The sequence below is a fragment of the Faucicola osloensis genome, assembly GCF_020041925.1.
GTDB classification, from domain to species: Bacteria; Pseudomonadota; Gammaproteobacteria; order Pseudomonadales; family Moraxellaceae; genus Faucicola; species Faucicola osloensis_D.
Genome location: NZ_CP083409.1, coordinates 1,767,433 through 1,784,147, shown reverse-complemented (window position 1 = coordinate 1,784,147; position 16,715 = coordinate 1,767,433). Strand labels below are relative to the sequence as shown.

The 16,715-nt window shown below is 45.1% G+C and carries 11 protein-coding genes; 10 read left to right on the top strand and 1 reads right to left on the bottom strand.

Annotated features, from left to right (window positions below; genetic code table 11):
• Positions 1–3: 3 nt before the first annotated feature.
• The 10 genes from sbcD (at position 4) to LAJ61_RS07820 (ending at position 15,589) form a co-directional block, all read left to right on the top strand.
• A complete protein-coding gene (gene sbcD / locus LAJ61_RS07865; protein WP_224053472.1) occupies positions 4–963 on the top strand; it encodes an exonuclease subunit SbcD in 960 nt (319 codons plus the stop codon).
• Complete coding sequence (locus LAJ61_RS07860) at positions 929–1,528, top strand: exonuclease SbcCD subunit D C-terminal domain-containing protein (protein WP_224053471.1); 600 nt, start codon at positions 929–931, stop codon at positions 1,526–1,528. The genes sbcD and LAJ61_RS07860 overlap by 35 nt, the downstream gene beginning before the upstream one ends.
• On the top strand, positions 1,525–5,310 hold the full coding sequence (locus tag LAJ61_RS07855; RefSeq protein WP_224053470.1) for an AAA family ATPase: 3,786 nt from the start codon (positions 1,525–1,527) through the stop codon (positions 5,308–5,310). The genes LAJ61_RS07860 and LAJ61_RS07855 overlap by 4 nt, the downstream gene beginning before the upstream one ends.
• Positions 5,311–5,543: 233 nt before the next feature.
• Positions 5,544–6,452, top strand: coding sequence for a bifunctional enoyl-CoA hydratase/phosphate acetyltransferase (locus LAJ61_RS07850; RefSeq protein ID WP_224053469.1), 909 nt, complete (start codon positions 5,544–5,546; stop codon positions 6,450–6,452).
• A 33-nt stretch (positions 6,453–6,485) separates the two neighbouring features.
• The gene (locus tag LAJ61_RS07845; protein WP_224053468.1) at positions 6,486–7,715 is read left to right on the top strand and encodes an acetate/propionate family kinase; all 1,230 of its coding nucleotides are present in this window, start codon (positions 6,486–6,488) and stop codon (positions 7,713–7,715) included.
• 310 nt (positions 7,716–8,025) lie between these two features.
• Positions 8,026–8,622, top strand: a complete 597-nt coding sequence (locus tag LAJ61_RS07840) for a phasin family protein (protein WP_159675955.1) — start codon at positions 8,026–8,028, stop codon at positions 8,620–8,622.
• 200 nt (positions 8,623–8,822) lie between these two features.
• Positions 8,823–10,949, top strand: coding sequence for a class I poly(R)-hydroxyalkanoic acid synthase (phaC, locus tag LAJ61_RS07835; RefSeq protein ID WP_224053467.1), 2,127 nt, complete (start codon positions 8,823–8,825; stop codon positions 10,947–10,949).
• A gap of 173 nt (positions 10,950–11,122) precedes the next feature.
• A complete protein-coding gene (gene coq7, locus LAJ61_RS07830; RefSeq protein ID WP_135888392.1) occupies positions 11,123–11,785 on the top strand; it encodes a 2-polyprenyl-3-methyl-6-methoxy-1,4-benzoquinone monooxygenase in 663 nt (220 codons plus the stop codon).
• A 245-nt stretch (positions 11,786–12,030) separates the two neighbouring features.
• Positions 12,031–13,074 carry a tetratricopeptide repeat protein gene (locus LAJ61_RS07825; protein WP_224053466.1) on the top strand — a complete coding sequence of 348 codons (1,044 nt, stop codon included), beginning with the start codon at positions 12,031–12,033 and terminating at the stop codon, positions 13,072–13,074.
• 199 nt (positions 13,075–13,273) lie between these two features.
• Complete coding sequence (locus LAJ61_RS07820; protein WP_224053465.1) at positions 13,274–15,589, top strand: esterase/lipase family protein; 2,316 nt, start codon at positions 13,274–13,276, stop codon at positions 15,587–15,589.
• A gap of 115 nt (positions 15,590–15,704) precedes the next feature.
• Here the strand turns inward: LAJ61_RS07820 and LAJ61_RS07815 are convergent, their stop codons facing one another.
• Positions 15,705–16,604 carry a LysR family transcriptional regulator gene (locus LAJ61_RS07815; RefSeq protein ID WP_101964706.1) on the bottom strand — a complete coding sequence of 300 codons (900 nt, stop codon included), beginning with the start codon at positions 16,602–16,604 and terminating at the stop codon, positions 15,705–15,707.
• Positions 16,605–16,715: the final 111 nt, after the last annotated feature.

Sequence of the window (16,715 nt, the reverse complement as noted above, 5' to 3'; positions counted from 1 at the left end):
TTTATGCTCACTTTATTACATACATCAGATTGGCATTTGGGGCGTAGGCTTTATGGTAAGCCACGCTACGATGAATTTAAGCAGTTTTTAGACTGGCAGTTACAGACGCTGCGTGAGCAAAAAGTCGATGTGCTATTAATTGCAGGGGATATTTTTGATACCACCGCACCCAGTAACCAAGCGCAAAATTTATATTATGATTTTTTAAGTCAAGTTTGCGATACCGATTGCCGCCATGTGATTATCGTAGCGGGCAACCATGATTCAGCCAGTTTTTTGGAGGCGCCCAAACAGCTACTCAAATCCTTTAACATCCATATCATCGGTAGTATGACAGATACGCCGACTGATGAAGTGATTACGTTATCAGATAAAGCAGGGCAAGCTGAGCTCATTGTCATGGCAGTGCCTTACTTGCGTGACCGTGATGTGCGCACCGTCGGGCATGGCGAACGCCTTGATGATAAAGAACGCAAACTTGCCCAAGGTATCAAAGCCCATTATGCACAGATTGCCGATATTGCCATTGCGCAACAAGCGCAGCTCAAAGCCAAATATAAGCGTAGCATTCCGATTGTGGCAACGGGACACTTATTTACTGTGGGCGGGCAAACGATGGAAGGCGATGGGGTGCGTGATTTGTATGTCGGCTCACTTGGTAGTATCGGTGCTGAGATTTTTCACCCACAGATTGACTATGTGGCGCTTGGGCATTTGCATATCCCGCAAGCGGTTGGCGGACAACCACACATCCGTTACGCTGGTTCACCCATTGCCATGGGCTTTGGTGAAAGTCGCCAGCAAAAACAAGTGCATTTGCTGCGATTTGATGCCAATCCTGACTTACTGTCTCAGCCATTACAGACTTTAACCATTCAAAAAAAAACCGCTTGTCTCTGCGCCAACCCCTATCAAAAAACGCAAAAGGGTGAGCCATACGTCGATGGATTTATTTGCCGATGAAGAGTTGCCTGAATCATCCATGCTTGGCGCGATAAATGCAGAGGCTGGGATTAACGCAGAAGTTGATGCACAAGCGAGCCATAAAGCAGGATATGATACACCCAGTGCTCATCTAAGTGGGCAAATGAGTGTGCAGCCTTACAATGTAGCCAAGCTTAACGATACTACCCTCCTGCAATCACTGCCTGTCCCTGTATTCCAATCCATACAAACGCTCAAAGGGGATTGGCAAACCATCAAAACCAGCTTACACAGCCTAAAAAAATCCCAACAATCGGTTTGGCTCGAAGTGGTATATGACGGGCAAGAAGTCGTGGGTGATTTATCAGAAAAAATTGCAGAACTGGTTAAAGACTCTAGGCTTGAAGTACTACGCATCAAAAATCAACAAAAACGCGATCAGGTGATGCAAAGCCAGCGCATGGATGAATCACTTGAAGAGTTAAACCCAACACAAGTATTTGAACGCTGTCTAATTGCCCATCAAGTGATGGAAGAGCAAAAACCCATGTTATGGTCGAGATATACTGAAGTGCTTGAAAGCTTGCAAGGGGGGCAGCAATGAGAATCTTAAAGCTACGCTTTCAAAACCTTAATTCATTGCAAGGCGAATGGGAAATTGACTTTCGTCATGCCGCGTATGCCGATGAAGGTATTTTTGCCATCACAGGTTCGACAGGTGCGGGTAAAAGCACCATTTTAGATGCCATTTGTCTTGCCTTATACGGTGCGACGCCACGCTTGGGCGAGATTACCCAAAGCAAAAATGATCTCATGTCACGCCATACCGGCGAATGTCTAAGCGAAGTAATTTTTGCCACCAAAAATGGCAGTTATCGCTGTACTTGGCTACAAAAGCGCGCCAGAAAAAACCCTGAAGGCAATTTGCAATCGCCGACGCACGAAATCGCCCCTTTTACCGATGATGCTACAAAGTTACCACCGCTTGAAACCCAAACCAGAAAAACTAGAAAACTGGTCGCTGAATTCACCGGCATGGATTTTGACCGTTTTACCCGCGCCATGCTACTGGCGCAAGGCAGTTTCGCCGCTTTTTTGCAAGCCAATAGCGATGAGCGCTCCAACCTGCTCGAAGAAATCACTGGCACCGAAATCTATGGCGATATCTCAAGAAAAGTACATGAGTTTAAAACCCAATCAGACGCTGAACTTAAGACCCTCACCGATCGCTTATCGGGCATGACGGTGTTATCTGATGAACAAGTACAAAGCCTAACCTCACAAAAAAACGCTCTAGTGGACATCGTCAATGAAACCAAAACCGCCATGACTAAAATTGAGTCTGATAAGCTATGGCGACAAAACCTTGACGCATATACGCGCCAAATCCATAAGCTTGAGCAGGAAGCACGCGACCTTGCCGAGCAAGAAAGCCAATTTGCCCCACAAAAAATCCAACTACAGCGCGCACTAAAAGCCCTTGAAGTGTCGGGTGATATTAAAAAACTTGATTATCAGCGCGATTTGTTGAGCACACAGCTCAGTGAGCTTGCCAGTTATCAACACCAGCTACCCACCGCCGAACGCAATTGCCAACTTGCTCAAAAAAACCAAGATGAGCGTCAAGCACAAGCCCAGCAAACCGAAACTAACTGGCAACAAGCCCAACCGTTATTAAACCAAGTGCGCAAGCTTGACACTACCCTTGGGCAAAAAAATCAGTACGCCCAAGAGATTGCGCAGCAGTTGTCACAGCTTGGTGAGCAATTGGCGCATAATACCCAAAGCATTGATAGGCAGCAGCAGCAGCTTGTTAGCCAGCAAGTAGAGCGTGAACAGCTTACCCAAGCGCAGCAGCAAATCCCCCATGCAACAACCTTGCCTCAAACATTGGCCTCCCTCACCCAGCTACAAGAAACTAGCCAAGCACTCAGTGAACAAGCGCAGGCTTTAGTCAGCCAGCAGCAGCAGTTACAAGGTGATTTTCAGCACAATGAGCAGCAAGCCAGCGCGCTGCAATCACATCTCACGCAGTTGCAATCACAAATCTCTGAGCATCGACAAAACTTAGACAGCCAAACCAGTCACTTACATCATCTGACACAAGGGCAATCAGCGGCAGCATTGCGCCAGCTGGTTGAAACTTATTGGCAAACTGACCAGCAGCTTTCCGCCATGCAAAGCGATGTGCAGACTTGGCAAACCAACCTGCAACACTATCAGCAATTTGTGCAGCAGTTAGCCGATGGTCAAACTCAATTGGCTCAGATTGCTAACCAACGACTAACTAGCGAGCAGCAGCAACAAGCCGCCGAGCAGACTGCCGAATTGTTAAACCGCAACTTGATTTTATTGGCAAAAATTCAAGATTTGACCGAGGAGCGCGATAAATTACGCCACGGCGAACCTTGCCCGCTGTGTGGCTCAGCCGCGCATCCTTTCGCCACCCATCAGCCCTACACACCTGATGATACAGAGCAACAATTAGCGATTGCCAAACAACGGCTTGATGACATCAATCGCCAATTACAGCAGTTATTGCTTGAAGAGCATGCGCTCACAAATAACCAGCAACAGCTCAATGAGCATTTGCAGCACCTACAGGCACACAACCAACGCTTATTAAATCAATTACAGCTTGCCAGCCAACACCTTATACATGCTAAGCCCGTACAACAGGCAATTGAAGCATTGCCGCTCGCTGCAGCCCCTAGCACCGATGACGATATAGACCGCCAAGCCCTTCAAACATTGGCGACGATAATCAAGGCTGAACAAACCAACAATCAGCAGTCTTTGGCAGCGCTGCAAGATTCACTGACGCAAATCGAAGCCGTACAATCCGAGCAGCAGCAAACCCAGCAGCGATTAGCCACATTAAGCGAGCAATACCATGATGTTTTGCAGCAACACACCGTGTTACAAAATCAGCAGCAACATCGCCAAGACAGAATCCGCGATATTGATGCCCAGCAATTGGTTATCGCCGAGAAACAACATCAAGTAATGCAGCGCATTGACACGTTACTGATGCCGTTTGCAACGCGCGAACGCACTTTTAGTTTTGCTACCACACAGGATGCGAATGCCCAATTAAATCAGCATATCGATACCCTTGCGCAACTTTTACAGCGCTATCAAGGATTAGAAACTAAGCTTAGCCATATCAATGACACCATCACAGGGATTGAGCAAGCGCTCACCCGATTGGTGGCAGACCAGCAACATCTAACCCAAAATCAACGCCAAGTCCGTCAGCGACAGCAAGCATTGGCGCAAGAAATTAGCGAGCTACAGGCGCAGCGATACGCCTTGTTTGGCGAACAAGCGGTAGACATCGTCTCTCACGCGTTAATCCAAGCAAAAAATCAGGCTTTGCAGGACTATCAAGCCAGCCAAACCGCCTTTCATGAGCAGCTAAGTCAGCTGCAGATTTTGCAACAACAGATCGCATCTTTGACCACTAGCACCACCCAACTAAAAACTGCCCAGCAAACGCTACAAGCCGATATTCAGCAGCGTTTTGCGACATTGGGTTTTGTAGATGACGCCGATTATCGCGCTGCGGTTTTGGTTGATACCGAGCGAGAACGCTTACAACAGCTTGCCAGTCAACTCCATGATAGCCAGCAGCGCAATCATAACCTACTGTCTGAAGCCAAACGCATACAGCAGCAGTTACTCGATCATCCCCAAACTGCGCTGTCACTTGAACAATTGCTCGATGCGCTTGGGCAATTGCAACAGCAATTTAGCGAGCAGCAAAAACAATTGGGCGCCGTTGAACAGCAGCTAGCAGCCAATGAAGCCCTTAAACAAAACCAACAGCAACTATTAGATGCCATCAACCAACAGCGCAACCATACCGAAGAATGGAAGGTATTGCATCAGTTGATTGGTTCAAGCGATGGCAAAAAATTTCGTAACTTTGCCCAAGGCTTGACCTTTAATATCATGGTTGCCCATGCCAATGAGCAGCTCAAAAAAATGAGCGACCGTTATTTGCTGATAGCTGATAGCGAGCAGCCCTTGATGCTCAACGTGATGGACAATTACCAAGGCGGGCAAATCCGCACCAGTAAAAATCTATCAGGCGGTGAGAGTTTTATTATTAGCTTGTCGCTTGCATTGGGACTGTCAAATATGGCCAGTCACCGCATGCAAGTAGATTCGCTGTTTTTGGATGAAGGCTTTGGTACGCTCGATGAAGAAGCACTCGATGTAGCGCTCGACACCCTAACCAACCTACAGCAATCGGGCAAGCTAATTGGCGTGATTTCCCATATTCAAGCGCTGAAAGATAGAATCAGTAGTCAAATCCAAGTAGTGCCGCAAACAGGTGGCATCAGTAAAATTATCGGTGCCGGTATTACCAAGCTTAGTTGACGCAGGCTAGCTTTGGTTTGGTTAAGCCAAGTGAAGCCAAATCAAATTAAGATAAGTTAAGTTAAGTTAAGCTAAGCTAATAAATTAAGCAGCGCGGCAAACACACCGTAACAACCGATTCATCTTGCTGTCATGTCATGGGTTCATACTACTGTTTATGTCAATGTTTAGCGCTCGCTTAATCAAAACCTAAGTGCGCAGGGTTATTTATGTCAACTCATAAGGGCAACACGATGTTAACCAAACTTTCGCAGCTTTTAGCGCAAGGGCGCTTTGTCTCGCCTGTCCCTGCCGTGGTGGTGCACCCTACTACCGATATCATTTTGCAATCTTGTATTCAAGCACATCAGCACCACATCATCACCCCGATTTTGGTCGGTCCAAAACACAAAATCGAAAAAGCCGCTACTGACGCCAATTTAGCTATTTCAGACTTTATGTTGGTGGATGCTGAGCATAGCCATGACGCAGTTGAAATCGCCGCAAAAATGGTTCGTGAACAGCAAGCCGACTTTATCATCAAAGGTTCGGTGCATACCGATGAGTTAATGGGTGTCCTGATCGATAAAACCCAAAACCTACGCACCGAGCGTCGTATGAGCCACGTGTGGTTAATGGAAAGTCCCACGTATCACAAGCTTTTGACCTTGACCGATTGTGCACTCAACGTGGTGCCAGATTTGCTGACCAAAAAAGACATTTTGCAAAATGCGATTGATTTTGCGCACGCGCTGGACATTGAGCAGCCTAAAGTAGCCATCTTGGCAGCGGTTGAAGAAGTCAAACCGCAAATGCAATCGACCATTGATGCCGCGGCGTTATGCAAAATGGCAGACCGTGGTCAAATCACCGGTGCCTTGCTTGATGGACCACTAGCGTTTGACAATGCGATTAGCCAACAGTCTGCGGATATCAAACATATCCACTCACCTGTCACCGGCGATGTCGATATTTTACTAGTACCTGACTTAGAAGCGGGCAATATGCTAGGTAAACAGTTAATTTATTTGGGCGAAGCCAAAGCTGCTGGCATTGTCATGGGTTCAAAAGTGCCGATTGTGTTGACCAGTCGTTCGGATGATGAACTCGACCGCCTGTATTCCATTGCCCTTGGCGCCTACGTTGCGCAAAAGCGTAAATAAGCTTGATGTTAATTGTTAATTGAGGTGACTAGCATGAACGATTCTGTAATGATGCATACTGACTCGACTCACCCGATTGTGGTGACCTTTAACGTGGGTTCAGCAACTATCAAAATGGCAGCGTATGACACGACTAAAGCAGTTGACTCATCCCCCCTTGCGTGGTCACCCTTGTTTGATGTCAATATCAACCTAAAAACCAAAAACAAAGTCTGGCACGCCATGCCCCAATCTTTGGCCGATTGGGAACCCCAAGACACCTTGACAGATACCGCGGTAAGCTTGTTTACTCGTGTTAGACAGGCCTTCCCCGCGCGTGAGATTGTCTGTATCCACCGCGTGGTTCATGGTGGCAAACACTATCATGTTCCTGTGGTGATTAACGAGACAGTGATGGCGCATTTGGTGGAGTTATCACCGATTTGTCCGCTACATCAGCCCCCTGCATTATCTGTGGTCAACGCGCTGCAAGCCATTGATACAAAACTGGTGCACATTGCTGCCTTTGATACCGCCTTTCACTACCATCGCCCAGAGATTTGGTCTAGCTATGCGCTGCCAAAATCGCTGCGCGATCAAGGCGTGCGCTGTTATGGCTTTCATGGTTTATCGTATCAGGCGATTATGCGCAAACTTGAAACCTATCTCCCAAAGATTGCCAAAAAGCGCTTAATTATCGCGCATTTGGGTAGTGGCTGTAGTATCACCGCGGTCGACAATGGCGAGTCAAAAGACAGTACCTTTGGCTTTAGTGGATTAGATGGCGTACCAATGGGCACCCGTCCGGGTCATTTGGATTCTGGGGTGATTTTATATATGGTTGAGCAAGGTTGGACGCTCGAGCAAATGAACCAATGCCTATATAAAGAGTCGGGCTTGCTTGGTTTATCTGAAATTAGCAATGACGTGCGTGATTTGCTCGCTAGCGATGACCCACGCGCCAAATTTGCACTAGCGTATTTTGCCACGCATGCCGCCAAAGAAATCGCAAGCCTGATGGTTAGTATGAAAGGCTGTGATGCGCTTATCTTTACCGCAGGAATAGGTGAACAGTCAGCGATTATCCGTCGGATGATTGTCGAACAACTCGATTTTTTAGGTTTTAGTTTGGATGCGGATAAAAATATCGATGGCCGTATTGACGTTCCGATTTTACGAATCAACTCAGACGATGACAAACAAATTTATGTCATATTGACCGATGAGCAACTTGAATTAGCTTTATCATTTGAGCATGCAATTACGATAGAAACCAATAATTAAAAGTGACAAACCTGTCAACTATTTTAGGATAAATGGTAAGATATAACCGATTTTTATCGGTTATCTGCTCTTACTGTCTAGTTGATTATACTATTACAAATATTAACATAAATAGCGATTGTTTTTTACTTTTAAGCTCCTCGCAAGGTTTAATTTAGCCATTTTTCATGATATTGTAATATCAAGCAAATAGACTATGCTTAAATCTTATCGCATTCATTTTAGTCATATTTTTGATTAGAAAATGTATCGCAAATTGGTATTCTAAAATACCCTTCTTGTTTTTTCTGGTAGCCTAATGAGGTCAATTATGAACAACGATTTTATGGATAAAATGAAAGATGGTTCACGTCAAATGTACGCACCATGGTCACGCTTCAACCAAGCGATGTTACGAAATGCGGAAAAAATGACTGACTTTTCTTTAGAAACAATGCGTCATTACTCAGAAATGGGTCTTGAGCAACTTCGCAATGTTTCTTCTGTTGACTCTCCGGAAGCGGCTTCAAGCTTCAACCAAAAACAAACTGAACTGCTTAACCAATTGGGTCAAAAAATGTTGTCAGATGCACAGCGTTTGACTGAGCTTGGCAATGAAATCCGTAATGAAGTCATGTCAGCGATGAATGAAATCTATAGCCAAAATGCATCAAGCATGCAAGATGCCATGCAAAGCGCTGCTAGCAACGCATCAAAAACGGCAGAAGACTTTAACCGCAAAGTAAACGAAAACATGCACAAAGCGGCCAACCAAATGTCAGAAGCGGTTAAACAAACCACCCAAAACATGAACAAAGCTGCGACTAACGTGACTGCTGCGGCAACTCGCACCGCTAATGATGTAGCACAAACACAAAATAGTGAAGCGGTAAAACCTGCAGCAAAAACAACCCCTGCGGCAAAATAATTAGTTTGATGCATCGTAGTCATTCTTAAAACTGTATCATTTATAAATAGCTATTTATGTTTTACCTGATAGATGAATGGCGGCTTATGAATCTATAAAAATGGTGGATTAGACAGATGCCTAATCCACCATATTTTTAAGTAAGCATGCATATTCACAGCGAATTCTTATCAAGGCACAGCATAATAACGGGACTTATCATGGCAGACAATAAAGACACCCAATATCAAGGAACGAACGCCCAGTTCTCAAGCGACAATGCTTCAAATAACAATACTTCCAACACCCAAGGCGCAGAGAATACCACTACCAATGCTTTTGGCTACACGCCATTTGCCAATTTTCCCTTTGGCAATAATGCATTTGGTTTTGATAGCAATCCTTTTAACAACTTCGGAACCAACGCCTTTAATCTGCCGCAAAATCCGCTGGATTTTTTGAACAAAACCAATCCGTTTGCTCACATGGCCTCTAGTATTCCGCCTTACAATCCTGCGGTCGGTGAATTCTATAGCGAATTTTTTGGCAATATGACCAAACTGAGCCAACAGATTGCACAGCAATCGATGCGTGCCAACCAAGCGCCGCAGTACACCAATACCTCCATCATGATGGACTTAATGGATGGCTGGCGTAAAATGGGTCAAATGGTGACCAATCACCCAGGCACGATGGTTGAAGACCAATTGCAGTTGTTCAAAGACCAAATGCACTTGTGGCAAAACACGCTACAACAATTTGCCGGTAAAAAAATCGACCCGGTGGCAAGCCCTGAAAAAGGCGACAAACGGTTTAGTGATGAAGAATGGGAAGACAATCCTATTTTTAACTTCCTAAAACAGTATTATTTATTAACCACCCAAGCCATGATGGATGCGATTGATGGCGTTGAAGGCATTGATGAAAAAACCCGTCAACGCTTGGCTTTTTTTACCCGCCAATGGATCAATGCAGTAGCCCCAACCAACTTCTTAATGACCAACCCAGAAGTACTCCGTTTGACCATCGAAAGTCGGGGGCAAAATCTGGTTCAAGGTATGAAGCAGTTAGCTGAGGACATGGGTAATAGCGCTGATACACTCAATATCCGTATGACTGACCAGAGTGCGTTTCGGGTAGGTGACAACATCGCCACCTCAAAAGGAAAAGTGGTATTTGAAAACCACATGATGCAGCTCATCCAGTATGACCCTTCAACCGAAAAAGTAAAACAACGTCCGTTGCTCATGGTGCCACCTTGGATCAACAAATTCTACATCATGGACTTACGTGAGAACAACTCGTTTGTGCATTGGGCAGTCAACGAAGGTCATACGGTTTATGTCATCTCTTGGGCGAACCCGACCCCTGAGTACAAAAATGTTGGCATGAGCACTTACATGAAAGACGGTGTGCTTGCGGCGATGGATCAAATTGAAGCCATCACGGGTGAAAAAACCATCAATATCACAGGTTATTGTATTGGGGGTATGTTGACCGCATTGACGTTAGGCTATCTTGCCGCGACTAAACAAGAAAGCCGCATTGCCAGTGCGACACTTTGGGCGACTATTATTGACTTCTCAGATCCAGGTGATATCGGCGTATTTATCGACGATAAAATCGTTGCGGCGATTGACAAGCAGAACGCCGACAAAGGCGTGTTTGATGGACGAATGATGGGCGTGTCATTTAGCCTACTGCGTGAGAATAGCCTATACTGGAACTACTACGTACAAAACTACCTCAAAGGCGAACGCCCTGTACCTTTTGACTTGTTATACTGGAATTCAGACTGTACCAACGTGACCGCTGCGCTGCACCATTTTCTACTGCGTGAGTTCTATATCAACAACTTACTGCGTAAACCGGGCGGGGTTGAAATTGACGGCGTGAAAATTGACTTATCAAAAGTCAAAATTCCCGTGTTTATGGTCGCAACTTTGCAAGACCATATCGCAAAATGGAAAAGCTGTTACCCAGGCACGCAAGTATTTGGCGGTGAAAAAGTGTTTGTGTTAGGGGAATCAGGTCATATTGCAGGTATTATGAACCCGCCAGGTAGTAAATATGGTTACTACACCAATGATAACTACACTGCGGACGCTGACCAATGGCACAAAGACGCCACCTATGTTAAAGACACCTGGTGGACAAGATGGCATGACTGGATCAAACCATTTGAGGGCAACGAAATCAATGCCCGTGTCGTCGGTCAAAATAGCCAAGGTAAAGAAATCCCGACCTATGGCGATGCCCCAGGTAGCTATGTCACGGTCAAAGCGACTGAAGCCTTAACGGGTCATAACTTTGCAGAAGCTTACCGTTCACAATTACCACCGGTATAATATATCGTTATTACAACATCCCGTGATTGCCTAGCCTCTCACGGGCTTTTTATAAAATAGCCAAATTGCCCATCAGCTATATAGATTTGCTAGTCAAAAGTTGTGATATTGAGTAGAATTAACGCCATATTCTGCGCATAATAGCGATTGGAAACACTTTGAACAGAGCGCCTATGTCGATTGAACCAGCACAAAACAACCTATCACTCAGTAAGCTAGACCGCAATATTGTCTTCTTTGATCGGGCGATTCGCTCGTTTATTCCAAACAGCAATCTTAGCACCCGCCCATTGCCTGTCTCTAGCCCCGATGTGCCAAAACTGTCCGTGGAAGAAGCGCGTCATGTCGCAGGTCTCATGCGTATCAATCACACGGGCGAAGTGTGCGCGCAAGGACTGTATCATGGTCAAGCATTTACCGCTAAGCAAGCAACGGTCAAAAAAGCCATGCATCAATCTGCGCTAGAGGAGATTGACCATTTGGTATGGTGTGAGACACGGTTAAATGAATTGGGTAGCCATCCCAGTATTTTTAGTCCGCTTTGGTATGGGCTATCGTTTGGCATGGGTGCGGTAGCGGGATTGATTTCTGATGAGTTTAGTTTGGGGTTTGTTGCAGAGACGGAAACCCAAGTCAGCGAGCATTTGCACAGCCATCTTGGCAAGCTGCCTGTACAGGATAAACGCAGTGCTGAGATTTTAAGCCAAATGGATAAAGAAGAATTACATCACCGTGATAAAGCAGTCGAATCAGGTGCCAGCCCATTGCCACTACCCATCAAAACCACGATGCGTTTTTTGGCTAACTGCATGAAAACGGTGGCGTATCATATTTAACCGAGCATGTTTAGCCGAGCATGTTTAGCCGAGCGTGTTTAACTGGGCATGGCTGACAGCCTCAATCGTTTGCTAGCGTGTTTATTGCTATAATCTTGCTTAAGCGCGCTGTTTTCGCGTAAAAATATAACAATAACTTTATTATTTTTTGATAGTATTTTTAGATTATTGCTTTACATTGTTACTATGGGATAAGCTGATTGATTTATGCAATTAATCCCACCCAATTTTTTAAGGAAATTTCAATGACTCATATGGTAAAACCCCTAACCTACACCTTAGCTATTTTGATGGCAACCAATGCCACTGTAGCGATGGCTGCAACGGCAACCGCAAAAACAACGACCAAGACCACCACCACCAAAACCACCACGGCAAAACCCGCTACTCAGACAACAGCCACTAAAAAAACCACGGTCACCAAAGCCAAAACTACCAACAAATCAACCGAAAAATCGGCTGATAGGGTCAGTAATAGCGTGAAGAATACTACCCCGCAAATGACACCCCCGTCAGCCACCTCAAATACAGGTTCAGTGATAGTGCCTGTTTTGACCGCCCCAACGGTTGCCAACGTGATGTATCCATCTACCAACAGCGTACAATTGGTAGGCACGGATATTTCAGCGCAAAATCTTGCCAATATCCCACTGCCGACTTTAACGCTTAGTAATATCTCAACAGTAAAAACCGTTTTGATTCCACGAACCACGGATAACAGTACACAGTTAGATGTCAGCGTGTTAGACGATTTTATTACCTATGCTACCCCAATGGCACGCCACTATCCCCCTGTTTTTTCGAGCCGTACTGAGCGCTACAATACCACTGAGCGACTCAAATCCTTGACCGCATGGATTGAGACCTACGCACAAAATCCAAATGCCTCTTATGAGGTGCTACTGCGTGCAGCAAAACTCAATGCGATGGGTCGCAATCTGGATTTAGGTTCTGATTATGCCGTGCGTGCAGGCAATTATATCGCCCGTGCCGTGAGGCTCAATGACACGGCAGAAGCCAACTTCTTATATGGCGCAATGCTCGCTGAAGGTGGCGGTTTTAAAGAAGGTGCCAAATACTTAGAAAAAGCCGAAAAAATGGGCTATCTAGAAGCTACGCAAAGTTTGGCGCAAGCAGATTTATTGGATGACAAAAAAGACCGCGCCATTCAACGGTTAACGGAATTTAAAGCCAAAAACCCAAACAATCCATATATCGATGAGCAATTACGCATCGTCAATAGCGGTAAATACTACATTTGGGATATCCCTGCAAAAGTCGTTCAATAATTTTTTGCGTTCATACCCTAGCCGTGGTTTAATATCACTGCTAAGTCACCATGCTAATTCACCATTATAGTTGAATTTTACCATGGTGATTTTTTTCAGCCTATCATTCAGTGATAGGCAGATTTTTTGCGCTACATTTTTTTGTGCTATCTATCGTTGCTCTATTCTTTTTTGCGCTATTTTAGCCGAGTAAATCATCATGCCGCTAACAAACCAATCTACTAGATTTTGTCAAAAGTCTCTCATCACGGCGACGACATTGGTTACTATCATCACCCTTACTGGCTGCGCCACCACCAAAATCGGTAGCCGCGATACTGCAAGAGCCATCATGGATCAGCGCGTCAGCGTGTTATCAGGCAGCCGCTTGAGTTCTGACACCAAAAGCCGTTTAGTGCAGGCAGGTTTAGATGAAGAAAAATGCTTGGCAAATATGCCTGCCTGTGTAGTGACGCTCAAGCAAGCGGATCTTAATTCCGATAAAGGGATTTATGGCGCAATTAGTGAGCTGTTTTACGCCTCTGCCCAGCAGCGCCAGCAAGCCAAAACTTGTACCAATCCGCCAAAAGATTTGGCCACAGACTATGCCAAAAATTTGGTTGGCAAGACCGACATTGTAGCGCCCAAACCCGATGAAATTTCTTGTACTATCGCCTTTCAAGACGATATGCTGCAATCGATTCGGTTTTCTTACATTTATTTGATGTATGATATCCTCAATCCAACCGTCGTCAATCAACAACCGTCACAATTGTATTATCTGCCAAAACAACGCGATACCCAAATTCAGGACTTGTATTACGCTGCCATCGATGCGTTAGGTGATCGCTTGTATCATCAAAAAATGGCAGAAAATTATCAAATCACTCGCAACAACCTGCGTGTCAGTATCAATGGACAGCCGTTTACTGACAAATCGGCATCGATGAAACTGATTTCAAGCTACCAGATTAATTTATCAAAATTTAATACCATCAGTCGCCGCGATGGCTTTGGTATCAATTATGTGGCGCTACTCAATAGTCGCATCAATAGGGCGGTGATTATTGACTTGTTGCAACACTATGCCAATGATACACCGTTAGAAGAACGTATCCACCAATCAGGGCATTTGCCTATGACCGCGGTGTTGGTGCCCAAAGGCAATAGCATTGATGAGTTGCAAAAAACCACCGATTTTTCGCTTAATATTTATAATCCCTATCAGTTTAAAAGTGTCTCTATTCTCAACAAAGATTTTGCGCTATCGGCGAATTTTTCGGCAGCCTACGGCTTGTGGTCACAGGACAATCGCCTAGGCAATATCAGTTATTTTAGTATGTTTTCCTCGCCGTATCAGCAAACCCAGCCGCATTTATTTATGCTTGAGCCTTACAATCCTAATAAACGCGTGATTATCATGATGCATGGGTTGGCATCGAGTCCTGAAACTTGGATTGGACTGACCAATGACATTTTTAATGACCCAAAACTTCGCGAAAACTTCCAAGTTTGGCAGATTTTTTATCCCACCAATATCCCGATGCTAGAAAACCGCCACCAAATTTATGACTTGATTGAACGCACTTTTAAAATTGTCGATCCTAAGCAGCAGGACGTTGCCAGTCAACATGCGGTGCTGATTGGTCATAGTATGGGTGGGGTGATTGGGCGTTTGTTGGTATCAAATGATGACTTAACGCCCAAAGTCGAATCGCTGGTTGCCAATTACTCACAGATGAATAATTTTTCAGCAGGCTACGCGGCATTTGTCCGTCATGCGCAAAATAAAACGCTCAGTGACCGCTTCAAACTTCAAGCCCTGCCGCAAGTCGATCGCGCGATTTTTATCTCTTCGCCATTTCGCGGTACCGATTATGCCGATCGCTGGTTTACTCGCAGTTTGCGCCGTATCATCTCACTACCGGCAGGATTTATCCACACCGTGTATGGCAATTTAAACTCCCTATTTACTGAAGGCGTGGTTTCAAGCAATCCGCTGGCACAGCTATTTTTGGAAAATGGCGCCAGCCAGTTGAGCAGCCGCTCTTACTTTAACCAATTAACGGCAGATGTCACCATCGCGCCCAATGTTGCCGTCAATAACATCATCGCCACTGATGATAAGGATTTGTCCAATGCGCTCAATCAGCTTACCGCTAAGGCAGCCAATAGTACTACTGATGATGTATCGGCATCCATAACATCTTTAAAAAATGACAATACAACCACGACCGTGAAACCCGCCACAGAGACCAAGCTGTATAACACCACGAGTCTGGCGCAAGCCAAACAAAGCCTAGATGAGAAAAAGCAACTCTTAGAATCGGTGAAATATGGCGCAACCGACCGTGTCTCTGATGGTATTGTGCCGTACAACAGCTCGCATTTAGAAGGCGTGGAATCTGAAAAAGTGCTTACCGGTCGTCACAATGTTCATACTAGCCCGCAGGCGATTTTGGAGTTGCGTCGCATCCTGCATCAACATCTCGCTCGCTATGGCGTCACCCAAGCGCCGCCTGACAGACAACCTTAGCGGCTATCAGCCTCAATAAAAAAGCGAATAGCCTTCACTATTCGCTTTTTATGACACTGTTTTTTATTTAACTGTTTATTGCTACTAATTATTGGTACTACTGACAGTCCAACCGCTAAACTTTAGCAAAATACTTGGTCAACACTTCAAGACAGCGCGTCACCTTCGCAGGTTGTTGTTCATGCCGGGGTGTTACCGCATACAGCATATAACTTGGTAATTGGTAACCTGGCAATACTTCCACCAAATCGCCATTTGCCAATTCTTTTTGGATATCAAGTGACATAATACGGGCAACGCCATGCCCTTCTTTGGCAAGGGTCGTGGCAAGCATAATGTTGTTGGTTTGAATACGTGTTGGCATACGCACGCGTGATTTTTTACCTGTTTCCACATTCACCATATCGACTTGATTGGGGTCTTTGACAAGACTAATGCCAATCATATTGAGTTTGGCCAAATCTTTTGGCTCGGTCAATTTTTCATTTTGACGTAAAAAATGCGGTGAAGCCACCAGCAACTGACGTATCTCAGTCAAAGGAAACGCCGATAAACTACTGTCATTAAGGTTTGGTGACATCCGAAGGGCGATATCGATACGCTCTTCAATCAAGTCAACGTACTGATTATCCGCTTCAAAATGGATGGTTAAATCATCATGCGCCGAAATCCAAGTCGACAGCGCCGGTAAAATATGATTCACACCCAATTCTGGTGTGGTTGCAATGCGCAAGTTCCCTGCTAACTCATCGCGTAATTGATTGACACGGATACGACCTTGTTCGGCTGCCGCAACCACATCTTTGGCACTCTCATAGAAACTAGTACCTGCTTCTGTTAAGCTTAACTTACGAGTTGAGCGATGCAATAACACCACACCCATATCGTTTTCTAACGAGCGGATTTGTTGACTAACCGCACTTGTTGTTATGCCCAGTTCTTTTGCAGCACCACTAAATGAAGCATGACGTACAACACTTGCAAAAACCGCCATGCCTCTTAAATTATCAAGCATATTTCACCCAATTTTATCACTTAATCAAAGTCACTTTTAAAAGCTGATGTATTATACGTTATTAGCAAGATAAATTAAACGACATCGGGATTTATTAACTAAAATTATTAA